Raw genomic sequence first — 24,932 nt, 5'->3', positions numbered from 1 at the left:
AGCCGGGGGTCCTGCTGTGGAAGGAGGGCATCTCCTCCCACAGGCCGCAAGGTTCGGCCCGCTGGGGGAGCCGACGGCCCGGGACGGACTGCCAACGTGATCACCATGACGACGAACGAGAACCCGGACAGGGCGAGCGGCGCGAACGAGAAGCCGGGCACGGCAAGCGGCGCGAACACGAACAGGCATCCGGACAGAGCGAGGGGTGCGCACGCGAACACGGACCCGGATGCAGCAAGTGGTGCGCACGCGGACCCCCGCGCCACGGGACGACGGACCCTCCTCGGCGGGGCCGCCGCCCTCGGCTTGGCGAGCACGGCCCTCGGCGGTGCGACCCCGGCGGTCGGCGACGCCCGGTCCGCCTCCCGCACCAGGGGCGGCCGCTTCCAGGGAAAGTCGGTGATCATCACCGGTGCCACCTCTGGCATCGGCAGAGCGGCCGCGAAGGCCTTTGCTGCGGCCGGCGCGCACGTCGGATTCTGCGGCAGGCGGGCCGAGTTGGGACGTCAGGTGGAGCGGGAGATCCGCGACGCCGGCGGCGAAGCCACCTACCTTCAGGCCGACGTACGCGAAGCCGCCCAGGTGCGCGACTTCGTGGACCGGGTCGCGAGCCGGTACGGCGGTATCGACGTTGCCTTCAACAACGCGGGCATCGGCAGCACCAAGCTTCCCCACGAGCTGAGCGTCGAGGAGTGGGACGACGTCCAGAACACCAACGCCCGGGGCGTGTTCCTCGCCATCAAGTACGAGATTCCGCACCTGCTCAAGGCGCGGCGCGGGGTCATCATCTGCACCTCGTCGTCGGCCGCCGAACAGGCCCGGCCGAACGGGGCCGCCTACACCGCCAGCAAGCGGGCGATCCAGGGCGTGGTGAAGTCCGCGGCACTCGCGTACGGCCCCAAGGGGATCAGGGTCAACGCCCTGCTGCCCGGCACCACCGACACTCCCTTCGTCAGACCGCCGGGAATTCCGGACGCGGACTGGGCGACGTACAAGCAGGCCTGGGGCCCGCTCAACGTGGACGGTCTCGAACGGATGGCGGACGCCGAGGAGATCGCCCATGCGGTGCTCGGCCTCGCCTCTGACGACTTCCCGTACATGACGGGGGCCTCGGTGAGCGTCGACGGTGGAAGCACCGCGGGCCGGAAGATGATCAATCCGAGTGTCAACTGAGGAGGGCCGTCAGCGGGGTTCGGGTCAAGATCCGCAGGGTCACGAGTCTGTCCCAGTGAGCGGTGTTCCGGCCGTGTGTGTAACAGGAATGTATTGGGGGGCAGTTGGTCGGAACGCGCCGCCGGGCCGGGCGGTCTTGGTGCTCGGAATCGACCGCGACCGACACTGAGGAAGAAACGATGCGCGTTCACAAGCTCACCTTCGCCGCCCTGGCCGTTGCCGCGGGTCTCTCGCTCACTGCCTGCCAGAGCGAGGACGACGGCAAGGGACAGAGCACCCCGTCGTCCTCTTCCACCGCGTCCACCGGATCGTCCTCGACCGGTGGTTCGGGTTCGGCCGGTGGCGGTTCGGACCAGGGCGGCGGCGAAGCTTCCGCAGGCACGGGCTCCACCTCGGGCTCCGGGTCCGGCTCCGGCTCTGGCTCTGGCTCTGGCGGCAAGGGCACCACCGCGGGGACCGGATCCGGCGCGCAGGGCAAGTCCGGCAAGTGCCGTACCGACGGGCTGCGGATCACGGCGAGTGACAGCACCATCGGCGGCGACGAGGACCGCTCCGTGGCGGTGACCCTGAAGAACATCAGCGGCCGGGACTGCTCCATCTCCGGGTACGCGGGCGTCGACCTGAAGACCTCCGCGGGCTCGCTGTCCGCGCAGCGCACCGGTCAGGAGTCCACGTCCGGCGTCCTCAAGAACGGGGAGTCGGTGTCCTTCGGCATCACCTACCCGGCCAACACCTCCGGTGGCTCCGGCGTGCGGATCACGGGCCTGCTGGTGACCCCGCCGGACGAGACGAAGACGGTCACCCTCGCCTGGCCGGGCGCCGCCACACTGCCCGTCACCGAGGGCGGCGGCTCCCAGGTGAAGGTCGGCCCGATCGGCAGCGCGGGCCAGGGCGGCTGACGCCGAGAGGCCGCCCATCCACCGAGTCCATCGAACGACGGGGGACCCACATCAGAAGGCGGCAGATCAGAAGGCGAACCCGCCCGGTTTGCCGTTGCGGTCGGCGAGCAGCCCCGCGAGCGTGGCGACGGCGATCTCCGCGGGCGTACGAGACCCGATGTTGAGCCCGATGGGCCGGTGCACCTTGGCGATCTCGACCTCCGGTACACCGAGTGCACGGAGCGCGGGCACGTGCGGCGGAGCGACCGAGGCCTTGCCCATGACGCCGATCCAGCGCGCCCGCGTGGCCAGCGCGTCCCGCAGGACCTCGCCCAGCTCGGGGCGGTGGTGATCGGTCACCACGATGTCGGCGGTGTCGTCGAGGTCGGCGGGCACGGGCCTGCCCTGCGCCGGATCGACGAGCACGGTCCGGAATCCGGCATCGGCGGCGTACCGCAGCAGGAACGCGGCGACCGGGGAGTCGAACACGGCGACCAGCGTGCGCTCGGGCCGGTTCGCGGGCGTGGCGCCGTGCGCCACGGCGTCGGGGGAAGGCTCGGAGGAAGGCTCGGGGGACGGTTCGTGCGTGGTGGTCATGGCCGAAGTCTGGCGCACGAGCGCGACACTTCGTGATCTTTTCCTTCCGGGCCGGGAATGCGAGGCCACCCACTCACCCTTACTTAAGGAGGTGCAACAATGCGCGTGCACATACCAGCCGGACGGCCGCAAGGCTGATCCAGTCACTCACGAGGAGCCTTCACGTGACCGACACGTCCCCCGCCTCCCGCGCGGCCCGGATCCTGTCCCGCCCGATCGCGATCAACGGGCTCACCGTTCCGAACCGGATCGCGATGGCCCCGATGACGCGGATGTTCTCGCCGGACGGCATACCGGGAGAGGACGTGCGCTCCTACTACGGTCGCCGTGCCGCGGCGGGCGTCGGCCTCATCGTCACCGAGGGCACCTACGTCGGCCACGCGTCGGCCGGCCAGAGCGACCGCGTGCCGCGCTTCCACGGCGAGGAGCAGCTCGAGGGCTGGGCCAAGGTCGCCGCGTCCGTGCACGAGGCGGGCGGCACGATCGTTCCGCAGCTGTGGCACATCGGCATGGTGCGCAACCAGGGCGAGCCGCCCTTCGCGGAGGCCCCCGCCGTCGGCCCCTCCGGAATTGTCACCGCGGGTGCCGAGCAGACCGGCAAGGCCATGACGCAGCAGGACCTCGACGATGTCATCGCCGCGTTCGCCGAGGCCGCCGCCGCGGCGGAGCGCATCGGCTTCGACGGTGTCGAGATCCACGGCGCCCACGGCTACCTCGTCGACCAGTTCCTGTGGGCCGGCACGAACCGGCGTACCGACGCCTACGGTGGCGACCCGGTGTCCCGCGCGCGGTTCGCCGAGGAGATCGTCGCCGCGGTCCGCGCCGCCGTGTCCGCCGACTTCCCGATCCTCTTCCGCTACTCGCAGTGGAAGCAGCAGGACTACACCGCCCGGCTCGCCGAGACCCCCGGGGAACTGGAGGCGATCCTGACGCCGCTGGCCGCCGCCGGAGTCGACGCCTTCCACGCCTCCACCCGCCGCTACTGGCTGCCCGAGTTCGACGGCTCCGACCTCAACCTCGCCGGCTGGACCAAGAAGATCACCGGCAGGCCGACCATCACCGTCGGCTCGGTGGGCCTCGACGGCGACTTCACCGGCGCCTTCCAGGGCCAGGGTTCCGAGGTCAAGGGAATCGACAACCTGCTGGACCGGCTCGAGGCCGAGGAGTTCGACCTCGTGGCCGTGGGCCGTGCCCTGCTCCAGGACCCGCAGTGGGCGGCCAAGATCCTCTCCGGCCGCCACGACGACCTGAAGCCGTACGACGCGGCCTCGCTGAAGACGCTCAGCTGAATCCGGCGAAAGACCGCGCAGTAGCCGTACGCGACCGAGCCCCCGAGTCATCCGCTCGGGGGCTCGGTGACGTCAGGTGCGGGGGAGTCGTGAAGAGTCCGCGCACGATTCTGGGGTTTCCGGGGCGGGAGCGGAAAACTCGGAGGGCTCACTCGGCGCTTTCGAACAGGTCGGGCGCCGACCCCTGCGATGGGAGACCGATCGATGATGTTCACTCGGGTACGGAGCAGACTGCGGACGGCCGCGCTCGCGCTCGCGGCCGTCGCGACCCTCACCTTCGCCACGACCGCCACGGCCACGACGACCGGCGCGGCAGCCACCCCCGCCCTGGCGAAACAGGGTCCCACCTCGGTGGCGTACGTCGAGGTGAACAGCAACAGCATGCTGAACGTCGGCAAGTACACCCTCGCGAACGGCGGCGAGAACGTCTTCGACGTCGCCGTGATCTTCGCGGCGAACATCAACTACAACACCGGCACGAAGGCCGCGTACCTGTACTTCAACGAGAACGTGCAGCGCGTCCTCGACAACGCCGCCACGCAGATACGGCCGTTGCAGCAGAAGGGCATCAAGGTCGTCCTCTCGGTGCTCGGCAACCACCAGGGCGCGGGCTTCGCCAACTTCCCGTCCCAGCAGGCGGCTTCGGCGTTCGCGAAGCAACTGTCGGACACCGTGACCAAGTACGGTCTCGACGGCATCGACTTCGACGACGAGTACGCCGAGTACGGCAACAACGGCACCGGCCAGCCCAACAGCAGCTCGTTCGTGTACCTGGTGTCGGCGCTGCGCGCGAACATGCCCGGCAAGATCATCAGCCTCTACAACATCGGCCCGGCCGCGTCGCGCCTTTCGTACGGCGGAGTCGACGTGACGTCGAAGTTCGACTACGCCTGGAACCCGTACTACGGCAGCTGGCAGGTCCCCGGCATCGCCCTGCCCAAGTCCAAGCTGTCACCGGCGGCCGTCGAGATCGGCGGGACCCCGCAGAGCACCGTCGCCGACCTCGCCCGCCGCACCGTCAGTGAGGGCTACGGCGTGTATCTGACGTACAACCTCGACGGCGCGAATCGCAGCGCCGATGTCTCCGCGTTCAGCAGGGAGTTGTACGGGAGGAACGCCGTCTACACGCCGTAGCGCGACCGGCCGGACCCTCGGCCCTCAGCAGGGCATCCCGGTCAAGTCCGCGTCAGATGGGCGGAGATGACGACATTGCCCCGGTAGCGCTGAAGCTTCTTGTCGAAGCCGCCGCCGCAGGTGATCAGGCGCAGTTCGGGGCGGCCGGTGTCGGCGTACACCTTGTCGTCGGGGAAGGCGTCCGCGTCGTAGACGTCGACGCTGTCGATGGTGAAGTGCGCGGTACGCCGATCCGCTCGCTCGACGTCGATCCGCATGCCCGGCTTGAGGGCGCCGAGGTTGTAGAACGCGGCGGGGCCGGTGGGGATGTCGACGTGCCCGGCGATGATGGCGGTGCCCTGGGCGCCCGGGGCGGGGCCACTGGACCACCAACCGGCCAGATCGGCGTCGTTCTCGGGTGGGGCGGCGAGTCGCCCGTCGCCCTGCAGGGCGAGACCCATCAGCGGCGCGTCGACGTGGATGGCCGGCACGGTGACGCGCAACGGCGGGGAAGGGGGCAACGGGGGAGCGGCGGGTTCGTCCCTGGTGGCCTGCTCGACCGCGTTGTCGGCGGGTGCGCGGGCGGGCTGGGGCGGTCCGGAGGGCGAGGTGCCGAGAACCGCCATGAGGGCGACGGCGATGCCGGCGAGCAGCAGACACAGTTCCCAGGGGAAGCGCCACCTGATCCGCGGCCGCGGCCCGGCGCCGCCCCGCCGGGGGTCGCCGCTGCGCTGGATCTCCCGGATCGGGAGACCGTCGTCGGTGCCCCAACGGTGCATGTGCTGACCCCTGTTCGTTCCCGCCGCCCGTCCGCCCAAGATCTTCCTCGCGTACCGCGCGCCGCCCTGCCGGACTGTCCCCGGGCAGGGCGGCGCAGGTCGCTGATGGTCAGTGGCGGCGGCTGCCGAGCGAGCGGCGGCGCAGGGCGAACCCGGCGGCGCCCGCGACGGCGAGGCCGCCCGCGGCGGCGAGGGCCGGCGCGTGGGAGGGGTCGCTGCTGGTGGAGCCGGAACCGGTGTGCATGGCGCCGGACGGCTTCGTCGTGGCAGGTGCGGTCGGGTTCGTCACCGTGTCACCGCACACGCGCTGGGCCTGGGAGGCCGCGGAGTCGGACTTCTGCTTGAGCTGGTCGAGGTTGTCCTGCTCGGCCGTACCCGGGTGTCCGCCCGCGTCGATCTGCTTCTGGTAGTCGGCGAGGGCCGCCTTGTAGGCCGACTCCGCCTCCATCGCCGCCGCGGTGGCCGGGTCGCACTGGGTGTCGGACGCCGAGGCCATCGGCGCGGCGAACAGGATCGCAGTACTGGCCAGGACGGTGCCGGTGGCTATCTTCAGCGAACGCATCAGGGCTTCCTCCAGAACGGGAGCGGCCACGGCACCAACTGCGCCGTCGACAGACCGCCGTGTCCCGATACAAACCGCGCCCGCCCTGGCGCGCAGCGCCGCACCGGCACGGACCGTGCGCCCTTGATCAGCTGTTTGCTCGATGTGTGCAGGTCACACGCATGCTTGTGGTTCCGCCGGGTGAAGCCGGACGGCAGTGCGCTGAACGGGGCCCACCCCACTCCCGCGGGACCACGCCCGGCGTACTTGCCCGTGCAAGTAAATGGTGCCTGCGCCGGGCCTAGCCCTTGGCGGTGCGCAGCGCCTGGATGGCCGGGCCCAGTTCGGGATCGGCGGCCAGGGTGTTGAGCGCGGACGAGAGGGCCTCGGCGTAGGTGGCGCGCGCGTCCCGGTAGCGCCGACTGCCCTCGTCGGTGATGACCGCGTACACGCCCCGCTTGTCGTCCGCGCACAGGTCCTTGTACGCGAACCCGGACTTCTCGAGGCGGCCCACCAGGCGGCTGATGGACGAGGGTTCCAGGCCGACCTTGTCGGCCAGGTCCTGCATGCGCAGTTCGCTGGACTCGGAGAGGTGCAGGTGTTCCAGGGAGCGGAACTCGGAGAGGCCGATGCCGTGGCGGCGCTGTAGGGCCAGCGCCAGCTCGCGCTCCACCTGGGCGTGCACCGCGAGCATGCGGCCCCACGCGGCGTGGTCCGACGTGCTCGAAGGCGCGAGGGGTGACGTGGCCATGGATGCGTCCTCCGGAAGTCGTTTGTTGACAGCAGAGTACATGCTCGTGCAAGCTCCTGACGTTCCCCGAGCTGCTCCATGGGAACTGCTCGGCCTTTTTGTAGTTGCAGGTACAAGCAATAAAAGGCAGCCAAAAGACAGAGCAAGAGACGGAACAAAGACAGAACAAAGACAGAATGGACGAAAGGGCTTCCCATGCACTGGCTCTACCTCGCCGTAGCCGTGGTCTTCGAGATCGGCGTCGCCATCGCGGCCGGCAAGGCCGAAGGCTTCACCCACCGCAAGTGGACGGCCGTCACGCTCGTCAGCGGCGCCCTCGGCACCTACTTCCTCAGCAGGGCCCTGCTCACCTTCGACGTCGGCGTCGGTTACGCGATGTGGACCTCGGTCTCCGGCGTCGGCATCACCGTCCTCGGCGTCGCGGTCTTCGGTCAGCGCCTCGGCTGGCGCAAGGCGCTGGGCATCGTGGCGATCATCGCCGGGGTCGTCGGGCTCCAACTCAGCGGCGCCGCTTGAGCCTTGCCTCCCCAACCTCTGAAACCACTTACGAAAGGGCTCACCCATCATGTCTTCGACCAGTGGCACGAACAGCGGCAAGGGTGCCAACGGCGCCGCCGCCAACTCCTGGCTCATGCTGCTCCTCGCCGGAGTGTTCGAGATCGGCTACGCGCTGTCCGTCGGCGGCAGTCATGGCTTCACCCGCCTGACCTGGTCGCTCGTCGCGGTCGCGTTCTTCCTCCTGACCCTGTGGGCGCTGAGCGTCGCTCTGCGCACCATCGACGTCGGCATCGGCTATGCCGTGTGGGCGGGAATCGGAGCGGCCGGAGCGGCGGCACTCGGCCCCGCGTTCTTCGACGAGGGCCTGACCCTCGCCCAGGCCCTCTGGCTCGGCGTCATCATCGGCGGCGTCGTCTGGCTCAAGCTCGCGGACAGGACCGAGCGTTCCGGTGTCGAGAACGCCGTGTCGGCTCCGGCCCGGTGACGGCAGTGGCCACGGTGGGCCCTGCGTCTTCTCATCCGCTTCTCACCTGGGGCGAATCCTCCAAACACTGCTCAAATGCGGTGATTGTGAGGATGGAGGAGTCAGGGAAACAGCTCACGATCACGGAGTAGCCCATGAAGAAGAAGGTCATAGCCGTTGCCGCGTTCGCGCTGATCACCGTCGGAGCGACCGCCGCCGTCGCCAACGCGTCCGACTCGCCGAGCTCCCCGGGCCAGGGGTGCGCGCGCACCGTCGAGCGCCCGGCCGGAACCGAGTCGATACCCGCCCAGAAGATGGACGGCGGCGTCTCGACGGACAGCAACTCGCAGTACAGCAAGACCGTGGAGATGCCCGCCGGAACCGATCACGTGCCCGCCCACCGCAATTAGGCGCCGACCGGATCCGCCGCCCCGGATCCGCCGTCCGGCCCCGTGACCGCTCCGTGCGGGCCACGGGGCCGGTCGCGTGCCGCGGCCGCTGCGCGCAAGGGTTTCCCCCGATGCCTTGAGGGGCCGCTCACGGAACCGTGTGGGAACGCCGGACTCCACGGCGTCACCTCGCGAAAGGCTGTGAGCTCATGAGACGTGGCCTCCAACGCCCCTGGCCCTCTTCCCCTGTTCGTGTGCGGGCGCTGCTCGCCGGTGCCGCGGCGGTGCTGGTCATCGGCGCCTCCACCGCCACCGCGGCCGACCAGCCGCCGGGCGGCCAACCCTCGGCGTCGCCGCCCGCCGCCCTGCTTCGCGCGATGCAGAATGACATGCACCTGACCTCCGAGCAGGCGCGTCACCGGCTCGCACAGGAGAGCCGGGCAACGAGTGTGGCCGCGACGCTGAACCGCACGCTCGGCGACCGCGTCTCGGGCATGTGGTTCGACCCCGCCGACGGCCGCCTGAACGCCGCTGTTGCTTCGCCGGCCGACGCGCGGGCCGCGGACCTGGCCGGAGCCGTCGTGCATCACGTCCCCTACGACGCGGCCCAACTCCGGGACGTGCGCGACGTGGTGGCCGCCCAGGCCAGGAACGTCCCCGGCGTGGTCGGTTGGGGCGTCGACGTGCGCGGCGACCGCGTGTCCGTGGTGATCGACCGGGCCGAACGCACCGCGCGTACCGAGACGTTCGTGCGCCGCATGGAGCAACTCGGGCGCGTGGTCCACCTCACCTCGACCTCCGATGCCCCGCGGCAGCAGCAGGGCAGTGTCGTCGGGGGCGAGAAGTGGACACCCGGGAGCGAAAGCCCGTGCTCCATAGGGTTCTCCGTCACAGGGGCCGCCGGAGCCAAGGGGTTCCTCACCGCCGGGCACTGCACCAACGACGTGAACCAGGCGGCCTACGGCAAGGACGGCAGCCGCCTCGGTACGTCGAACGTCGGCGGCACCCACAGCATCAACGCCCGCGAAGGCGACTTCGGTCTGGTGGACGTCGACCAGAGCGGATGGAACGTGTCCCCGACGGTCGCGGGCTACGGGAGCGGGGACGTGAGCGTCACCGGGTCCGCCGAGGGACTCGTCGGGCAGACCGTGTGCCACTCGGGACAGACCAGCGGCTGGCACTGCGGTGAGATCACCAAGGTCAACCAGACCGTCGACTACGGCAACGTCGTCATCGACGGCCTGTCCTGGACCAACACCTGCTCGGCGGGCGGGGATTCCGGCGGTTCCTACGTGACGGCCACCGGCGGCAAGGCCGTCGGACTGCACTCGGGCGGCGGCAGCGTCGTCTGCGGACAGAGCGGCGAGACCAACACCATCTTCCAGCCGGTCGGTGAGGCCCTGCAGAAGTGGGGGCTGAGTCTGGCCACCGGCGATCCGCAGCCCGGCGCCGTCACGGTCACCGCCGTCGGCCCGCAGAGCAGCACCGTCGGGCAGCACGTCTCCCTGCCCAACAGCGCTCAGGGAGGCACCGCTCCCTATGCGTGGACGGCGAGCTCCCTGCCCGCGGGGCTGTCGATCGACAAGACGTCAGGGACCATCAGCGGCACCACGACGACCGCCGGGACGAACAACGTCACCGTCACGGCGACGGACGCGGCGGGCAAGTCGGGCAGCACCGGCTTCAGTTGGACCGTCGGGGACAGCGGCGGGGGAACCCTGGCGCTCACCGACCCCGGGACGCAGACCGTGTACATCGGCAAGGCCGTCTCCCTCGCACTGCGCGCCACCGGCGGAACCGGAGCACGTACCTTCTCGGCGACGGGCCTGCCCGCGGGCCTCGCCATCGACGCGTCGAGCGGCGTGATCTCCGGGACGCCCCGCACCTGGGGGCTGGCCAACAGCCGCATCACCGTCACCGACGCGGCGGGCAAGAGCGCCTCGGTACAGGTCACTTGGAGCGTGTTCAGCTGACCGGATGCCGCCGTCGTCCGCACTGATACGGCGGGCGTACTGATACGGCGGGCGAGAGACGCCTCTCCCCAGGCCTCTCTCGCCCGCCTCGCCTGTCACGCGCGCACCCGCTCACGCGGGGCGCAGCAGCGCGGCCAGCTGGCTGCGCGAACGCACGTCGAGCTTGCGGTACAGGCGGCTGAGCGTGGCCTCGACCGTCTTCACCGAGACGAACAGCTCCTGGGCGATCTCCTTGTTGGACGCCCCGCGCAGGACCGCGTCCGCCATCACGGTCTCCGCCTCGGTCAGCGACCCTTCAGCTCCTCGCTCGTCCGGGGCCGGACGCGTGGGGACGCACAGGGCCGCCCAGTGCGCGGCCCCACCCGCGTCGAACAGTCCGGCGGCCCGCTCGGCCGTCCGGCGGGCGGCCGCGTAGTGCCGGCAGGCCCGCTGTGTGCGGGACAGCGCCAGATACGTCCGGGCCCGGTCCAGGGTGAGACCGAGCCCGCCGAACTGCTCCGCGGCCCGCTCCAGGAGTTCGGCCGCCCGCCGATGGTCCTTCGTCTGCGCGTGCAGCACCGCCTCGGCGCGCAGCAGTCCGGCTCCCCAGCCGGTGGCCAGCTCCCGCGGACCCGCCGCGTCGCGGTGGCGGACCAGCGTCTCCTGCGCCTGTGCGCCGTGGCCCGCCAGGGCAAGTGCCTCCACGAGTTCCGGATGCCAGCGCAGCATGCAGACGTCGCGAACGCCCTGCCGCTGTTCCAGGTCCGCCACCCGGTGCAGTTGATCGACGGCTCGTGCGGGACGTCCCGTGACCAGGTCCACCAGGCCCTGCACGAAGACGTTGCGGGAGGTGAACACCTGGTCGTCCACCTCGCGCGACGCGGCCTCGCCCAGGCGGGCGAAGCGCGCGGCCTCCGTGAACGACGTGCCGCACAGCGCGGCGAGGGCCCGGCTGTACCAGGCGGGGCCGAGCGACAGGCCCACGTCACGGCTCACCTCGAGCGCCCGCTCACCGAAGTGCACGGCGCGCGGGCCGACGCCGCGCCGCGCATTCAACTCGGCCAGGCTGCGCAGGACTTCCTGCAGGTCCTCGGCCGATCCTGACGCCTCCGCGGCCACGAGCAGTTCGTGCAGCGTGGTCTCCGCCACGTCGAGACGGTCGTCGTAGAACGCATGCCGGCAGGCCAGGTACTGAGGCGTCTCGCGCACAGCCAGATGTGCCTGACCCGTGGCGAGGGCGAGGGCCTCGTGCAGCGTGCCGGACGCCGAGGGGTGGGCGGTGATGCGCTCGATGCGGGCCTGCATGGTCAGGGCCGCGGCCGCGAGATCCGGCCGGTGTGCCTGCCGGGCCGCGCGGACCGCGCGCTGTGCGTCCTGCCGGGCCTGTCGCGGCCGGCCCGCGAGATTGTGGCGGATGGCGCTGCGCATGTCGATCGCGGCGAGCAGGGCAGGTCTTGAGCGGGCCAAGTGGCGTGCACGCACCAGGAGTTGATCCATCGCGGCGAGGTCCTGGCCGCTGGCGTCGACGGCGGCGAGCAGCGCGACGACCTCTTCGGTGCCGGCCCGGGCCTCCGCCAGCGCACGGGCGGCGCCGAGCGCCAGGTCGGCCCGGCCGGCGGCGCCCGCGTCCAGGGCCGCCGAGGTCAACCTGCCCAGGTGGCGGCCCCGTTGGGCGGACGGCGTGCGCCGCGCCGCGGCCAGCAGGATGTCGGCGGCCAGCGCCGGATCGCCACCCTCGCGCGCGGTGCGGGCCGCGTCGTCGGCCCGGTTCAGCTGCTGTGGCGTGGGCCGGTCGGCGGACAGCAGTTCGTGCCGTGCCGCGAGTACGGGGTCCGTGGCCGTGGCGGCCAGAGCGCGGTGCGCGGCGGCGCGTTCATCCCCGGAGATCGCCGCCGCGGCATGGCGGCGCACCAGGTCGGCGGCGAAGCCGACGCGGTCGCCCGGCAGCGGGCGCAGCAGTCCGGCCGCGAGGGCGTCGGCGATGTGCCGTTCGTCGAGAGCCGGCCAGGTGCGGCGGATGTGGAGGCGGGTCGGCTGCTCTGCCAGGGCGAGCGGCGTCAGCGCCGTACGGACGGGCCGCGGCACCGAGGCCAGCCAGGACTCGCACAACTCACCCACGTCCGGAGGGAGTTCACCGGTCAGCCCGGTGAGCGGCGCCGTTCCCGCCCGGCCGTCGACGAGTGCGCGTACGAGCAACGGATGACCGCCGCAGGCCCGATGGATCGCCGGGCCCCGGCCGACGCGAACGCCGCGGTCCTGCACGAAGGCGATCGTCTCCTCCAGCGTGAGCAGGCCCAGACGCACCCTCGGGACGTGGTCGAACGCGCCGCCGTCCCGGCTCGCCCCCGCCCACGCCGTCTGCCGCGCGACCGCCGTCTGCACCCGTCCGGCGTCGACGGCCCGCACCGCGCCGAACAGCACCGCCGCGCTCACCTCGTCGAGCCACTGCGCGTCGTCCACCGTGACCAGCCACGTCCCCGGCCCCGCCCCGAACAACTCGGCGAGCGCCGTACGCAGCGCCGGCCGGTCGGCGGGCGCGGTGCCGGGACGGTCCACCACCTCGCGCAACCGCGCGGCATGCGCGGTCGGCAGGGAGTCCACCGCGCGCGCCAGCGGCGCGAGCAACTGGGCCAGCGCGCCCAGCGGATACCGCTCGTCACCAGGGCCGGGCGTCAGCCGCAGCACGCGTACCGACGGCGGGGCCGACCGCGCGACCGCGGCGAGCAGGGTGCTGCGCCCGCTGCCCCACGTGCCGGAGATCGCGACGTGGCCGCACCCCGCCAGAGCGTCGTTCACCTCCCGCAGACGCGTGGTGAACGACGGCCACAACAACGCGTCCCCGGTGCCGTCCGAGCGTGCTCTGTCTGCCGACATCCAGCGAATGTACGAATCCGGGGGAGCGGCATCAACCCCGCGCAGCCGGGACGCCTCAGCCGGTGGTGCGCAGTGGCCCCCCGTCCGGGACGCTGTCCAGCAGCAGCCGGGTGTAGGCGTGCCGCGGGGCGGTGAACAAGGCGTCCCGTGCGGCGACTTCGACCAGCGTGCCGTGCTGGAGCACCGCCACGTCGTCACAGACGTACCGGACCACGGCCAGGTCGTGGGAGATGAAGAGCATCGTCAGGTCGAGTTCGCGGCGCAATTCCCGCAGCACGCCCAGCACTTCGGCCTGTACGGAGGTGTCCAGGGCCGAGGTCACCTCGTCGGCGATGATCAGCGCGGGCCGGACCGCGAGAGCACGCGCCACGGCGATCCGCTGGCGCTGCCCGCCGGAGAATGCCTGCGGGTAGCGGGAGGCGGCCTCGCCGTCGAGTGCCACGCGGTTGAGCAGGGCCTCGATCTCCGGCCGGTGCGCCCTGACGTCCGCGCGCCGCGGGTCGAGCGCCTCGGCCAGGGTCTCGCCGATGGTCATGCGCGGGTTCAGCGACGCGTACGGGTCCTGGGGGATCAGCTGCACCCGGCGGCGCTGCGCCACGGACCGCTTGGCGTGGGCGAGGTCCACCCCGTCCAGCAGGATCTGCCCGCCCACCGGCCTGACCAGGCCGACGACGGCCTTGGCGAGCGTCGACTTGCCCGAGCCCGACTCGCCCACCAGACCGAGGGTGCGCCCACGGGGCACCCGCAGGCTGACCTGCTTCAGCACGTGGTGCTTGCCGAACGCGACGTCCAGGTCCCGTACTTCCAGTACCGGGGCGGTCATGCGACACCCTCCTCGTCCCAGTCGAGCGCGTGGCAGGCGGCGGCGCTCGCGCCCGTGGTGGTCGTCAGGTCCGGCCGCGTGTCGTGGCACTGCTGCCGGGCCAGCGGGCAGCGCGGTGCGAAGGCGCAGCCCGCCGGGCGGTTCGCCGGGGCGGGCGGCCGCCCGGGTATCGAGGCCAGGGGTTCGTCGACGGGGGAGTGGAGCGTGGTCGTCGCGGCGAGCAGGGCCCGGGTGTAGGGGTGGTCGGCGTCACCGGCGCGCAGCCGCTCGATGGGCAGCGTCTCGACGATCCGGCCCGCGTACATGACGACGACCCGGTCGCAGACGGCGGAGATGACGCCGACGTCGTGCGAGATGAGCAGGAGGGAGGTGCCGTCCCGCTCGTTGGCCTCGCGGAGCAGACCGAGGACCTCCGCCTGGACCGTGACGTCCAGCGCGGTGGTGGGCTCGTCCGCGATGAGCAGCTTGGGCGAGGTCAGCAGCGCGGAGGCGGTCATGGCGCGCTGGCGCATGCCGCCGGACAGCTCGTGCGGGTATTGCTTGAGGCGTTGCTCGGGCAACGTGACCCGGGCCGCGGCGAGTTGGGCCGCGGCCTGCTGCGCGGCAGCTCTGCCGGACGTACGCCCATGGGTGCGCAGCACCTCGGTGAGCTGGCCGCCGAGCTTGAGCGTCGGATTGAACGACACCGACGGGTCCTGGTAGACGATGCCGATCTCGGTGGCCAGACGTCCTGCCGGTGGTGTGCCGGTGAGGTCGAGGTCGCCGACCCGGAGCGCGGCGGCCTGCGCGGTGAGCTCCTCGGGCAGCAACTGGGCCAGGGCCATCGCGGTGAGGCTCTTGCCCGAGCCCGACTCGCCCACCAGGCCGAGGACTTCGCCCGGTGCGATGGTGAAGGACACGTCGTCGACCAGACGGGTGCCGTCCGGCAGCAGCACGCTCAGCCGGTCCGCGACGGCGAGCGCGTCGCCACTTCGGGGAGCCGCGGTGAGCGCCTCGACCTTCGCCCGGTAGCCGCGTCGGCCACGGGCCTCGGGCGTGACCGTGGCGGCGAGCCCGTCGCCGACGAGCCCGCCCGCGAGCCCGGCGAGAAGGATCACGAGGGAGGGGCCGAGCGCCGGCCACGGGTTGAGGTAGATGCCCTCCAGGCCCTTGTTGAGGACCGATCCCCAGTCGTAGTCCGGGGGTTGGACACCGACGCCGAGGAACGACAGGCCGGACAGTGCCTTGAGGGAGATGGTGAAGGCAACGGAGAGGAGGACGAGCAGCGGCTCCGCGATGTTGGGCAGGACGTGGCGGCGCAGCAGCCGGCCGGGGGAGACCCCGAGCAGTCGGGCGGTCGAGACGAAGTCCCGCCCCGCGACGGACGCCGCGAGGTTCGTGGTGAGCCGGGCGAACGCCGGGCACGTCGCCAGTCCGATCGCGACGATCGACGTACGCACTCCAGGGCCGAGGACGGCGACGAGGGCCAGGGCGAAGATGACGCTCGGGTAGGAGATCAGGACGTCGATGAGCCGCTGTCCGAGCGCGCGGACCCGCGGCCCGGCCACCCAGATCGCGGCACCGAACCCGATGCCGCCGACCGCGGCGACGGCCGTCGTGGCCACGCACATCAGCAGCGTCAGCCGGGTCGCGACCATCGTCCGCGCGAAGATGTCCCGGCCGAGCGCGTCGGTGCCGAACCAGTGCGCGCCCGAGGCCGTCAAGTGGGTCTGGCCGGTGAGGGTTTCGGCGCGGTCGCCCCAGACGAACGGGGCGACGACACCGATCACCACGAAGAGCGCGAGGCCTGCGAGGCCGAGCATCAGCGCCGGGGACCGGCGCACCTGCTGCATCATGCGTCGCCCGCCTTTCCGCGGAGGCTGCGGGGGTCTAGGAGGCCGAGCACGACGTCCACGAGGAGGTTGAGGAGGGTGGCGAGGATGCCGAGGACCAGCACGACGCCCTGGATCACCGGGTAGTCGCGCTTGCCGATGGCGTCGAGGACACCCGTGCCGAGGCCCGGCCAGGCGAAGACGAACTCCACGATGACGGCGCCGCCGAGCAGACCGGTGAGCACCAGGCCGCCCAGCGTCAGCGTGCTCGTCATCAGATTGGGCAGGGCGTGCCGTGCGTACAGGCGCAGCGCGGTGAGGCGGTGGCCGCGGGCGGTGCGCATGTAGTCCATGGCGAGGACGGTCGCGGTCTCGCGCCGGACCACGCGGGCCAGGGTGCAGATCGGGGCGATCGTCAGCGCGAGGACCGGCAGGACCATCGAGTCGAGGGTGGCGGCGCCCGACGGCGGGAACATCCGGAGCTTGATCGCGAAGAGCATGATGAGCAGGGTCGCGAGGACGAACTCGGGGATCGAGCCCAGGACCGAGGTCACCGTGGTGAACGCGGTGTCCAGCGCCCTGCGGCGCTCGCCCCGGCAGGCCACCGCGACCGCCATCCCCAGCGGGATGCTCACGAGCAGCGCGATCAGCACCGCCAGGAACGCGATCTGCGCGGTGAACGGAAGCCGGTCGGCGATGACCTCCGAGACGGGCTGCCCGCTGCTGAACGAGGTGCCGAGATCACCGTGCAGCAGCCCGCCCGCGTAGTCCGCGAACTGGGTCAACAATGGCTTGTCCAGGCCCAGTTGGTGCCGGGTCAGGGCGATCTGGGACGGGGCGGCGTCGGGTCCGGCCATCACCTGGGCCGGGTCGCCCGGGATCAGCTGGACGATCAGGAACGTGCCGACGACCAGCAGGACGAGAACAGCCGCGAGACCGGCAAGGCGGCCGAGCAGGAACCGTGGCCAGGGGGAGGCGGCTGTTTGGGGCGCAGCCGCCCGGGGCGTTGCGATCAGAGTCTCCACGACTCTCCTCACCTGGGAGAAGAAGCCGGCCGGGGCGTCGTCGCCCCGGCCGGCCGGGGGTGCTACTTGACGATGCGGACGGTCTCCGGAGCGAGCAGACCGTCGGGCGAGGCGATGGCGATCCGGGCGGAGGTGGTGTAGTTGATGTTCACCGTCGCCAGCGGGACCACGTCGACCTTGCCGAGCAGCGCCTTCTGGGCGTCGCCCCAGGCGGCGCACTTCGCGGTGGGGTCGGTGGTGGCCATCGCGGCGGCGAAGCCCTTGGCGAAGCCCGCGTTGTCGACACCGGGGAAGTTGCGTCCGCCCTTCGCCGGGTCCGCGCCCAGGAAGAGGCTGGCCGGGGTCGTCAGCAGGTTCGTCAGGTTGAGGTTCGGCAGGACGGTGATGTCCCAGTCGCCCTGGTTGCTGATGACGTCCTTGCCCCAGGTCGCGGCGTCGGCGTTGCGCAGGGACACCTGGGCGCCCGCGGACTTGAGCGCCGCCTGCACGTACTCGTTGCCCGCGCCGCTCGCGACGTTGTTGGTGCCGACCAGCTTGATCTTCACGTTCTTGAGCACGCCCTTGGCGGCGGCCGGGTCGGCCTTGACCAGCAGCGACTCGTCCTGGTTGGCGCACGGCACCTTGCCGTCGGTGATGCTGGTCATGAGCGTGCCGCTGCCGCCGGTGACGGCCTTGTTGAACGCCGTGCGGTCCAGGCTCTGGGCGATCGCCCGGCGGATCTTCTCGTCGGCGCCGGGGTGACCCTTGCGCTCGTTGAAGACGACCATCATGCGGACGATGGGCGCCGGGGTGATGTGGAACTTGTTGTTCCCGACGAACCTGGCGGTCTCCGGACCGGTGAAGCCCGTGTAGTCGAGCGTGCCCGCGACGAGGTTGTTGGCCATCGTGGACTCGGACTGGATGACCGGCATCTCCACGACGTCGGGCACGGTGCCCTGCGGCATCTTCTTGTACGCGGCCCAGCCCTTGTAGCCCTTGACCGCGGTCAGCGTGTACCCGGTGCCGGGCTTGGCGGACGTGACGTAGTACGCGCCGGTGCCCGCGCCCTTCTTGCCGCTCTTGAGCAGTGCCGGGTTGTCGAGCGCCGACGGGCAGACGATGCCGGCCTGCGGCAGCGCCAGACCGTAGAGCAGGTCGGACCAGGGCTTGTCGAGCGTGACCTTCACCTTGCGGGAGGCGTCGTCGCCGGTGGCGGTGACCTTGTTGTTCGCGCCGAAGACCTGGCTCGCCGCGGTCGCCCTGGTCGCCGGGTCGGCGAACCGGGTCAGCACCTTGGCCACCCCGGAAGCGGTGACCTTCGTGCCGTCGGTGCAGGTGGCGTCCGGGCGGAGGGTGAACTCGGCGGACTTCGGGCCCGACGTCCACTCCGAGGCGATACCGGCGATGATCCTGCCGTTGTCGTCGCGGCGCACCAGTTGGTCGTTGAGCATGCGGGCGAAGACGAAGTCGGCCGCCACCGTGCCCAGGTTGGGGTCAAGGGTGGTCGGGTCGGAGGACGTCGCGATGGTGGCCTTGAGGGTCTTGTCGCCGCTCTTGCCGCCGCCGGAGTCGGTCGACGTCGTACAGCCCGTGACGGCGAGGCCGAGCACCACGCCGGTGACGCCGAGAACGAGAGGAACACGTGCCATGTTGGAGCCTCCTGGACTGCGCGAACGCGCGACCACTGGATCGGGGATGACAGGGCGGTGCGGTACGTGATGTGCGGTGGGTGACCTGCGTGAGGTGACCTGCGTGATGTGACCTGCGTGATGTGACCTGCGGTACGTGACGGTGGGGTCGGACGCGGGTGCGTCAGAGGTCGGGCCGGCGTCCTGCCCACGGGCGGGCCGCCTCCAGTTGTGCGCACAGCGAGAGCAACTGCGCGTCCTCGCCGAGCCGGCCGGTCAGCATGACGCCGATCGGCAGGCCGTCCTTCGACCAGTGCAACGGCACGTTCGCCGAGGGCTGGCCGGTGACGTTCTGGACCGCCGGATAGGGGAAGGCCAGGAACTGGCGTTTCAGGTCGGTCTCCGCGCCGAGCTCCTTGAACCACTCGGGCCGCTGCGGGGGCAGGGCTCCGGTGGGGGACAGGACGGCGTCGAACCGGTGGGTGGTGACCATCGCCTGTGCGCCGCGGAGTTGGATGTCCTGCAGTGCGTTGAGGAACCGCTCCGAGTCGACGGCCCGTCCGCGCGCCCGCCAGTGCCGGGTCAGCGGCAGCAGGAGTTCCTCGTCCGCCACGGGGATGCGCAGCGCGCGTACGGACCACACGTCCGTGAACTCCTCGACCATGGCCGGGCCGAAGGGCGCGGCGATGTCCTCGACGTCGTGGCCGAGGGCGACCAGGAGCCCGGTCGCCTGCTCGTACGCCTCCCGGACCTCCGGGTGTACGTCGACCTCGGAGCTTCCCGGGTCGATGAACCGCCCGATGCGCAGCTTCCCCGGCTCGCGCCCCGCCCGGTCGAGGAAGGTCTCGCCGGCCGGGAGCGGCGGCGCCCAGAACAGGTCGCCCGGCACCGGACCCGCCATCGCGTCGAGCAGCGCCGCGGCGTCGGCGACGGTCCGCGACAGCGGGCCCTGGCAGAGCTGGATGACCGGGTCGTGGGCGAGGGGCCCGTTGCTGACGCGGCCCCGGGAGGGCTTGAACCCGAAGACCCCGCAGACGCTCGCCGGGATCCGGATGGACCCGCCGGCGTCGTTGCCGTGGGCGAAGGGGACCAGACCGGCGGCGACCGCCGCACCCGAGCCGCCGCTGGATCCGCCCGCACTGCGGGTGAGGTCCCAGGGCGTACGGGACGATCCGGCGTACGTGTCCGAGTACGCGGAGAGCCCGAACTCGGCGGAGTTGAGCTTGCCGAGGCTGATCGTGCCCGCCTCGCGCAGCAGCCGGACCAGATGGGCCTCGACCGGCGGCGTGAAGTCCTTGAAGGCGGCCGAGCCGAAGCTCGTCGGCATGTCGCTCGTGCCGGTGATGTCCTTGATCGCGGTGGGCACGCCGAACAGGGGCGGCAGATCGGGCTCGCCGATCCGCTTCTGTGCGGCGGCGGCAGCGGCCCGGGCCCGGTCGGCGGCGACGTGGGAGAACGCCCCGACCCGGCCGTTGAGCCGCTCGATGCGGTCGAGGTAGTGCTCGACCAGTTCCACCGGGCCCAGTTCACCGGCGCGGATCGCGGCGGCCTGTTGCAGCGCGCTCAGCCCGTGCATCACAAGGCCCCGTCCGGCAGGTCCATCAGGTGGTTGTCGGTCTGCTCGAGGACGGCACGGCGGGCGGCCAGTTCGGGCAGGACCGTCGTGGTGAAGAAGCGGGCGGCGGCGACCTTGCCGGTGTAGAAGCCGGTTTCCGCCGAGCCGCCGTCGAGGGCGGCCAGGGCCACCGACGCCTGGCGCAGCAGCAGATGGCCGATGAGCAGGTCGCCGACGCTCAGCAGGAGCCGCGTGGTGTTCTGGCCGATCTTGTAGACCTCGTCGGGGCGCTCGCCCGCGTCGAGCTGCCAGGCCAGCATCACGTCGACCATGGAGCGGACCTCGGCGAGGGCGGCGCGGACCTGGGACCGTTCGGTCTTGAGGCGGCCCTCCGACGCGATCGAGTCGAGGAACTCCTCGATCTCCCGGGTCAGGAGGGCGAGCGTCGCTCCGCCGTCCCTGGATATCTTCCGGAAGAAGAAGTCCAGGCCCTGGATGCCGGTCGTGCCCTCGTACAGCGAGTCGATCTTGACGTCCCGCACGTACTGCTCCAGCGGGTGGTCCTGCAGATAGCCGGAGCCGCCGAACGTCTGCAGGGACAGGGCGAGTTGCTCGTAGGACCGCTCGGAGCCGACGCCCTTGACGATCGGCAGCAGCAGGTCGTTCATGCCCGCCGCGGCCTTCGGGTCCCGGCCCCGGTCGAGCTGGTCGGCGGTGTAGAGGTAGACCGCGCGCAGACCCTCCGCGTACGCCTTCTGTAGCATCAGCATGCGGCGCACGTCCGGGTGTTGGTCGATGGTGACCCGGGGTGCGGTCTTGTCGCCGGACCGGGTGAGATCAGGGCCCTGGACCCGGGTGCGGGCGTGGTCGAGCGCGTGCAGATAGCCGGTGGAGAGCGTGGCGATGGCCTTGACGCCGACCTGCATGCGGGCCGATTCGATCACGTGGAACATCTGGGCGATGCCGTCGTGCGCGCCGCCCAGCAGCACGCCGACGGCCGGTGCGTCCGCGCCGAACGTCAGCTCGCACGTGGTGGAGACCTTCAGGCCCATCTTCTTCTCGACGTTGGTCGCGAACACCCCGTTGCGCGCGCCGAGTTCACCGCTGTCGGGGTCGAAGTGGAACTTGGGCACCAGGAACAGCGACAGGCCCTTCGTGCCGGCTGCCGCACCCTGGGGCCTGGCCAGCACGAAGTGCACGATGTTCTCGGCCATGTCGTGCTCGCCCGAGGTGATGAAGCGCTTGACGCCCTCGATGTGCCAGCTGCCGTCGGGCTGTTGCACCGCCCTCGTGCGGCCCGCGCCGACGTCGGACCCGGCGTCCGGCTCGGTCAGCACCATCGAGGCGCCCCAGCGGCGTTCGATCATGAGGTCGCCGATCCGTGTCTGCTCGGGCGTCCCGAGCCGGTGCAGCAGACCGGCGAACCCGGGGCCGCTGCCGTACATGTACACCGGGGCGTGCGCGCCCTGGATCAGCTCGATGACGGCCCACCACAGCGAGCGCGGCGCCCGGGTGCCGCCGGCCTCGACGGGCAGGTCGAGGCGCCACCACTCGGCGTCCATGTAGGCCTCGTAGCTGCGGCGGAACGCCTCCGGCATGGTGACCGAGCAGGTCTTCGGGTCGTAGACCGGCGGATTGCGGTCCCCGTCGGTGAACGACGCGGCCACCGGCCCGACGGCCAGCTGCTCGACCTGGGCGAGGATCGCACGGGCCGTGTCGCCGTCGATGTCCTCGAACGGCTCGGCGCCGAGGCGGCCGTCCAGGCCGAGCACCTCGAACAGGTTGAACTGAAGATCGCGCAGGTTGCTGCGGTAGTGGCTCAAGGGGATCCCCGTCGATGTGGGTCGGTGGCAGGCGCGTGGGCGGGAGGCGTGGGCGGACGTGCAGACGGAGGTACAGGCGTGGGCGGGAGGCGTGGCGGCTCAGGCCGGATAGTGCGGGTACGACTCCTTGAAGACGCCCTGGTGGAGCAGGACTTCGGCGACCGGCGACCCGGTCGCCCCGCCGGTGACGGTGGTGCGCACCCACGCGGTCTCGGTGCGGCGGGTCTCGCCGAGGGCGACCACCTCGCGCTCCAGGACGTACGGCTCGTCCACGAACACCGGGCCGCCGAGCAACTTGATCTGCAGGTCGAGGAAGAGCCCGACGGACGGCTCCGCCTTGGTGAGCCCCGACTCGGCCCACGTCGCCATCGACAGCACGCTGATCATCTCGATCGGCACGATCGGCCTGCCCCACGGATTGTCCGAGCCGGTGTACCAGGGGCTGGTCTCGGTGATCGTCTCCAGCTTGTCGCGGAGCGTGAACGGATAGAGGTCGCCCATGTGCGTGTCGAAGCCCATGCGGACGTGCTCGGGCGCGGCGCCCCTGCGGCCGGGTGTCCACCCCTCGAAGATCACGGGCTCGTCCAACGGGCGTAGACGCGCGAGCCGTTCGTCCAGCGCCGTGGGTGCGTCCCCGAGGGTCGCGGTGCCCGACAGGACCTGCGTCCCGTCCTCCTTCACGGTCCTGATCCGCGCGCTGTTCCCGATGGTGTTCCCCGGGGAGTTCCCGGTGAAGACGGCACTCGCCCGGGTCTGCTCGCCCTCCAGGCAGATCGCCTCGAAGTGCGCGCTCAGACAGCCGGACGTGAACCAGTCCTCGCCCCACGCCCGCGCCGCCAGCGGATCGAACTGGCTGAAGTGCGTCGGGCCCTCCACGGCCGCGCCCGACACACCCAACTGCCGTGCCGTGGCCGGGTCGTGGATGCTCGCGTGATCCCCGTAGGTCTGGTCGAGCAGCAGGTTGCGCGGGGAGCGGAGCGGGCCCGAGAGTTCGAGCGGCGTGGTGAACATGGCCCGTTTTCTAGCACGTGTTCATTCCAATACCAACCGGTCGGCATTGACAAATCTTCGGGGAACGGGCTGTGATGTGCGTCGCGGAATCTGCCCCAAGAGCGCACCCGGAGGACAGCGATGGCCAGGCCCAAAGCCCCCAACCCTGAGGTGCGCAGGCGCATCCTCGACGTGGCCCTCGACCTGTTCGCCACGAAGGGCTTCGCCGCCACCGGCGTGCAGGAGATCGTGACGAAGGCGGGCGTGACCAAGGGCGCCCTGTACCACTACTTCTCGTCCAAGGACGAGATCCTCTTCGAGATCTACGGGAAGGTCTTCGGCCACGAACTGGAGTCCCTGGAACGGATCGTGGCCGAGGGGCACGACCCGGAGCGGACGCTGCGCGAGATCATCGTCGACCTCGTCGGGCACACCGCGGTCAGCGCCAGGGAGTCGGCCGTCTTCGCCAAGGGCAGCCGCTCCGACTCCCCGCACTGGCAGGCGATGGAGGAGCAGTGGCGGCGCTACCAGGAGGGCTTCCGCGACGTCATCCGCGACGGGCAGAAGGCCGGCGTCTTCTCCACCCGGGCCTCGCCGGAAGTCGTGTCCTGGTCGGTCTTCGGGTTCACCAACTCGCTGCACACCTGGTACCGGCCGGGGGGAAGCAAGAGCCCGGCGGAGATCGGCGGCGAACTCGCCGATGTGATCGTGACCGGGCTCAAGCCCTGACGGGTTCGAGCGAGTGGCGCAGCGAGCGACGTGAGGTGAGTCAGGTGAGCGAGGCGAGCCAGGTGGGTGAGGTGAGCGAGGTGAGCGTGATGCAGTCCGTCCTGAACTCGGCGCTGGAGTGCGTGGTCGGCGCCGTCGAGACCACCGCCGACGCGGCGGGCGTGGTCTTCCACCGGGTGCCGGCCGCGGCCCGCGCGCGCCTGGGGGACCCCGCCCTGGACTTCATGAGCTCGGTGCCCTCGGGCGTACGCATCGAGGCGTTCACCGACGCGGCCGTCCTGGAACTCGACGTCGAGTTGACCCACTTGGTGCTGGAGGGCATGGAGTCGCCGGGTACGGCCCTGGACCTGGTGGTCGACGGCACGTTGCGCGAACCGGTCCGCACGACGCGGGAGTCGGTCGTCGTCGTCGACCTGCGCACCCGCGACATGCAGTGGCACCCGGCCGGTCCTGCGACCCTGCGCCTCGAACTCGGCACGGCCGCGGCGGAGCGGCGGATCGAGGTGTGGTTCCCGGTCGCCTCGGCGATGAAGCTGCTCGACGTACGCATCCCCGAGGGCACCGACCTGCGACCGGCGCTGGACAGCGGACCGCTCTGGGTCCACCACGGCAGCTCGATCAGCCAGTGCTCCGAAGCCGACCGCCCCACGGGAGCCTGGCCGACGATCGTGGCGCGCGCGGCCGGCCGCTCACTTCTCAACCTCGGCATCGGCGGTCAGTGCCAGCTCGACCAGTTCATGGCGCGGACCATCCGGGACCTGCCCGCGACGGCGATCAGCCTGGAGCTGGGCATCAACGTCGTCAACCACGACAGCATGCGCGAACGCGCCTTCGTCTCGGCCTTCCACGGCTTCCTCGACACGGTCCGCGACGGGCATCCCGACACCCCGATCCTGATCCTCACGCCGATCACCTGCCCGACCGCCGAGGACCGGCCGGGCCCCACGCCCTACGGCACCGACGGCCGCTTCCACGCCGCCGACCGCCCCGCACACCTCTCCACGGGCTCGCTGTCCCTCACCCGCGTCCGCGAACTCCTGCGCCAACAGGTCGACGCCCGACGCCAGGAAGGCGACAAGTCCCTCCACCTCCTGGACGGCACCACCCTGTTCGGCCCACAGGACACCCCCGACCTGCCCGACGGCCTGCACCCCAACCCGGCGGGCTACCGCCGCATGGCGGACCGCTTCCTGCCGGTCGCGTTCGGGGAGGAGGGAGCACTGCTGGGTGGGTGAGGGGGGCGGCCGCGTTCCACGGAATGGCCAATCGGCG

At 71.3% G+C, this 24,932-nt stretch carries 22 protein-coding genes; 10 read left to right on the top strand and 12 right to left on the bottom strand.

Annotation, left to right across the window (positions count from 1 at the left end; genetic code table 11):
* The first annotated feature begins 105 nt into the window (after window positions 1-105).
* A complete protein-coding gene (locus ACIBUY_RS24265) occupies window positions 106-1,173 on the top strand; it encodes an SDR family NAD(P)-dependent oxidoreductase (RefSeq protein ID WP_399153671.1) in 1,068 nt (355 codons plus the stop codon).
* A gap of 179 nt (window positions 1,174-1,352) precedes the next feature.
* Complete coding sequence (locus ACIBUY_RS24260; RefSeq protein ID WP_399153670.1) at window positions 1,353-2,072, top strand: DUF4232 domain-containing protein; 720 nt, start codon at window positions 1,353-1,355, stop codon at window positions 2,070-2,072.
* A gap of 66 nt (window positions 2,073-2,138) precedes the next feature.
* On the opposite strand, the gene ACIBUY_RS24255 is transcribed toward ACIBUY_RS24260, so the two are convergent.
* Complete coding sequence (locus ACIBUY_RS24255; protein WP_399153669.1) at window positions 2,139-2,648, bottom strand: XdhC family protein; 510 nt, start codon at window positions 2,646-2,648, stop codon at window positions 2,139-2,141.
* Window positions 2,649-2,812: 164 nt separating this feature from the next.
* Between ACIBUY_RS24255 and ACIBUY_RS24250 the strand changes: the two genes are divergently transcribed.
* A complete protein-coding gene (locus tag ACIBUY_RS24250; protein WP_399153668.1) occupies window positions 2,813-3,937 on the top strand; it encodes an NADH:flavin oxidoreductase in 1,125 nt (374 codons plus the stop codon).
* A gap of 207 nt (window positions 3,938-4,144) precedes the next feature.
* Window positions 4,145-5,071, top strand: a complete 927-nt coding sequence (locus tag ACIBUY_RS24245; RefSeq protein WP_365565773.1) for an endo-beta-N-acetylglucosaminidase H — start codon at window positions 4,145-4,147, stop codon at window positions 5,069-5,071.
* A gap of 41 nt (window positions 5,072-5,112) precedes the next feature.
* On the opposite strand, the gene ACIBUY_RS24240 is transcribed toward ACIBUY_RS24245, so the two are convergent.
* The 3 genes from ACIBUY_RS24240 to ACIBUY_RS24230 all read right to left on the bottom strand — a co-directional run bounded on the left by ACIBUY_RS24240 (window position 5,113) and on the right by ACIBUY_RS24230 (window position 7,121).
* Complete coding sequence (locus tag ACIBUY_RS24240) at window positions 5,113-5,829, bottom strand: class F sortase (RefSeq protein ID WP_399153667.1); 717 nt, start codon at window positions 5,827-5,829, stop codon at window positions 5,113-5,115.
* Window positions 5,830-5,938: 109 nt separating this feature from the next.
* Window positions 5,939-6,391, bottom strand: a complete 453-nt coding sequence (locus ACIBUY_RS24235) for a hypothetical protein (RefSeq protein ID WP_365565724.1) — start codon at window positions 6,389-6,391, stop codon at window positions 5,939-5,941.
* A 280-nt stretch (window positions 6,392-6,671) separates the two neighbouring features.
* Complete coding sequence (locus ACIBUY_RS24230; protein WP_399153666.1) at window positions 6,672-7,121, bottom strand: MarR family winged helix-turn-helix transcriptional regulator; 450 nt, start codon at window positions 7,119-7,121, stop codon at window positions 6,672-6,674.
* A gap of 195 nt (window positions 7,122-7,316) precedes the next feature.
* On the opposite strand from ACIBUY_RS24230, the gene ACIBUY_RS24225 reads away from it, so the two are divergent.
* From ACIBUY_RS24225 to ACIBUY_RS24210, 4 genes are all read left to right on the top strand, one after another.
* Complete coding sequence (locus ACIBUY_RS24225) at window positions 7,317-7,637, top strand: DMT family transporter (RefSeq protein ID WP_399153665.1); 321 nt, start codon at window positions 7,317-7,319, stop codon at window positions 7,635-7,637.
* Between the two features lie 49 nt (window positions 7,638-7,686).
* Window positions 7,687-8,103, top strand: coding sequence for an SMR family transporter (locus ACIBUY_RS24220; protein WP_365565717.1), 417 nt, complete (start codon window positions 7,687-7,689; stop codon window positions 8,101-8,103).
* 134 nt (window positions 8,104-8,237) lie between these two features.
* Complete coding sequence (locus ACIBUY_RS24215) at window positions 8,238-8,492, top strand: hypothetical protein (RefSeq protein ID WP_399153664.1); 255 nt, start codon at window positions 8,238-8,240, stop codon at window positions 8,490-8,492.
* A gap of 233 nt (window positions 8,493-8,725) precedes the next feature.
* The gene (locus ACIBUY_RS24210; RefSeq protein WP_399153663.1) at window positions 8,726-10,444 is read left to right on the top strand and encodes a putative Ig domain-containing protein; all 1,719 of its coding nucleotides are present in this window, start codon (window positions 8,726-8,728) and stop codon (window positions 10,442-10,444) included.
* 111 nt (window positions 10,445-10,555) lie between these two features.
* Here ACIBUY_RS24210 and ACIBUY_RS24205 read toward each other — a convergent pair whose 3' ends face one another.
* The 8 genes from ACIBUY_RS24205 to ACIBUY_RS24170 all read right to left on the bottom strand — a co-directional run bounded on the left by ACIBUY_RS24205 (window position 10,556) and on the right by ACIBUY_RS24170 (window position 22,952).
* Window positions 10,556-13,297 carry a LuxR C-terminal-related transcriptional regulator gene (locus ACIBUY_RS24205; RefSeq protein WP_399153662.1) on the bottom strand — a complete coding sequence of 914 codons (2,742 nt, stop codon included), beginning with the start codon at window positions 13,295-13,297 and terminating at the stop codon, window positions 10,556-10,558.
* A 55-nt stretch (window positions 13,298-13,352) separates the two neighbouring features.
* Window positions 13,353-14,120, bottom strand: a complete 768-nt coding sequence (locus ACIBUY_RS24200; RefSeq protein ID WP_399153661.1) for an ATP-binding cassette domain-containing protein — start codon at window positions 14,118-14,120, stop codon at window positions 13,353-13,355.
* Window positions 14,117-15,955 carry a dipeptide/oligopeptide/nickel ABC transporter permease/ATP-binding protein gene (locus ACIBUY_RS24195; RefSeq protein ID WP_399153660.1) on the bottom strand — a complete coding sequence of 613 codons (1,839 nt, stop codon included), beginning with the start codon at window positions 15,953-15,955 and terminating at the stop codon, window positions 14,117-14,119. The genes ACIBUY_RS24200 and ACIBUY_RS24195 overlap by 4 nt, the downstream gene beginning before the upstream one ends.
* Window positions 15,952-16,956: an ABC transporter permease gene (locus ACIBUY_RS24190; protein WP_399153659.1), complete on the bottom strand. Its 1,005-nt coding sequence runs from the start codon at window positions 16,954-16,956 to the stop codon at window positions 15,952-15,954. Before ACIBUY_RS24190 ends, ACIBUY_RS24195 begins: the two co-directional genes overlap by 4 nt.
* A gap of 62 nt (window positions 16,957-17,018) precedes the next feature.
* Window positions 17,019-18,584, bottom strand: coding sequence for an ABC transporter substrate-binding protein (locus ACIBUY_RS24185; RefSeq protein WP_399153658.1), 1,566 nt, complete (start codon window positions 18,582-18,584; stop codon window positions 17,019-17,021).
* A 163-nt stretch (window positions 18,585-18,747) separates the two neighbouring features.
* A complete protein-coding gene (locus ACIBUY_RS24180) occupies window positions 18,748-20,139 on the bottom strand; it encodes an amidase (protein ID WP_399153657.1) in 1,392 nt (463 codons plus the stop codon).
* Window positions 20,139-21,941, bottom strand: a complete 1,803-nt coding sequence (locus ACIBUY_RS24175; protein ID WP_399153656.1) for an acyl-CoA dehydrogenase — start codon at window positions 21,939-21,941, stop codon at window positions 20,139-20,141. Before ACIBUY_RS24175 ends, ACIBUY_RS24180 begins: the two co-directional genes overlap by 1 nt.
* A 99-nt stretch (window positions 21,942-22,040) precedes the next feature.
* On the bottom strand, window positions 22,041-22,952 hold the full coding sequence (locus tag ACIBUY_RS24170; RefSeq protein WP_399153655.1) for a hypothetical protein: 912 nt from the start codon (window positions 22,950-22,952) through the stop codon (window positions 22,041-22,043).
* A gap of 120 nt (window positions 22,953-23,072) precedes the next feature.
* On the opposite strand from ACIBUY_RS24170, the gene ACIBUY_RS24165 reads away from it, so the two are divergent.
* Window positions 23,073-23,660: a TetR/AcrR family transcriptional regulator gene (locus tag ACIBUY_RS24165; RefSeq protein ID WP_399153654.1), complete on the top strand. Its 588-nt coding sequence runs from the start codon at window positions 23,073-23,075 to the stop codon at window positions 23,658-23,660.
* 44 nt (window positions 23,661-23,704) lie between these two features.
* Complete coding sequence (locus ACIBUY_RS24160; RefSeq protein WP_399153653.1) at window positions 23,705-24,895, top strand: SGNH/GDSL hydrolase family protein; 1,191 nt, start codon at window positions 23,705-23,707, stop codon at window positions 24,893-24,895.
* Window positions 24,896-24,932 lie beyond the last annotated feature (37 nt).

The sequence above is a fragment of the Streptomyces sp. NPDC050085 genome (assembly GCF_044460595.1).
GTDB lineage: Bacteria > Actinomycetota > Actinomycetes > Streptomycetales > Streptomycetaceae > Streptomyces.
Note: the sequence above shows the minus strand (reverse complement) of the source record. Positions and strands in the feature narration are given on the sequence as shown.

Coding starts and splice junctions, on each gene's coding strand:
- ACIBUY_RS24235 (WP_365565724.1), bottom strand. CDS start 6,391: ATGCGTTCGCTGAAGATAGCCACCGGCACCGTCCTGGCCAGTACTGCG.
- ACIBUY_RS24220 (WP_365565717.1), top strand. CDS start 7,687: ATGTCTTCGACCAGTGGCACGAACAGCGGCAAGGGTGCCAACGGCGCC.
- ACIBUY_RS24170 (WP_399153655.1), bottom strand. CDS start 22,952: ATGTTCACCACGCCGCTCGAACTCTCGGGCCCGCTCCGCTCCCCGCGC.
- ACIBUY_RS24240 (WP_399153667.1), bottom strand. CDS start 5,829: ATGCACCGTTGGGGCACCGACGACGGTCTCCCGATCCGGGAGATCCAG.
- ACIBUY_RS24260 (WP_399153670.1), top strand. CDS start 1,353: ATGCGCGTTCACAAGCTCACCTTCGCCGCCCTGGCCGTTGCCGCGGGT.
- ACIBUY_RS24200 (WP_399153661.1), bottom strand. CDS start 14,120: ATGACCGCCCCGGTACTGGAAGTACGGGACCTGGACGTCGCGTTCGGC.
- ACIBUY_RS24195 (WP_399153660.1), bottom strand. CDS start 15,955: ATGATGCAGCAGGTGCGCCGGTCCCCGGCGCTGATGCTCGGCCTCGCA.
- ACIBUY_RS24180 (WP_399153657.1), bottom strand. CDS start 20,139: ATGCACGGGCTGAGCGCGCTGCAACAGGCCGCCGCGATCCGCGCCGGT.
- ACIBUY_RS24265 (WP_399153671.1), top strand. CDS start 106: ATGACGACGAACGAGAACCCGGACAGGGCGAGCGGCGCGAACGAGAAG.
- ACIBUY_RS24185 (WP_399153658.1), bottom strand. CDS start 18,584: ATGGCACGTGTTCCTCTCGTTCTCGGCGTCACCGGCGTGGTGCTCGGC.
- ACIBUY_RS24225 (WP_399153665.1), top strand. CDS start 7,317: ATGCACTGGCTCTACCTCGCCGTAGCCGTGGTCTTCGAGATCGGCGTC.
- ACIBUY_RS24245 (WP_365565773.1), top strand. CDS start 4,145: ATGTTCACTCGGGTACGGAGCAGACTGCGGACGGCCGCGCTCGCGCTC.
- ACIBUY_RS24215 (WP_399153664.1), top strand. CDS start 8,238: ATGAAGAAGAAGGTCATAGCCGTTGCCGCGTTCGCGCTGATCACCGTC.
- ACIBUY_RS24205 (WP_399153662.1), bottom strand. CDS start 13,297: ATGTCGGCAGACAGAGCACGCTCGGACGGCACCGGGGACGCGTTGTTG.
- ACIBUY_RS24230 (WP_399153666.1), bottom strand. CDS start 7,121: ATGGCCACGTCACCCCTCGCGCCTTCGAGCACGTCGGACCACGCCGCG.
- ACIBUY_RS24165 (WP_399153654.1), top strand. CDS start 23,073: ATGGCCAGGCCCAAAGCCCCCAACCCTGAGGTGCGCAGGCGCATCCTC.
- ACIBUY_RS24255 (WP_399153669.1), bottom strand. CDS start 2,648: ATGACCACCACGCACGAACCGTCCCCCGAGCCTTCCTCCGAGCCTTCC.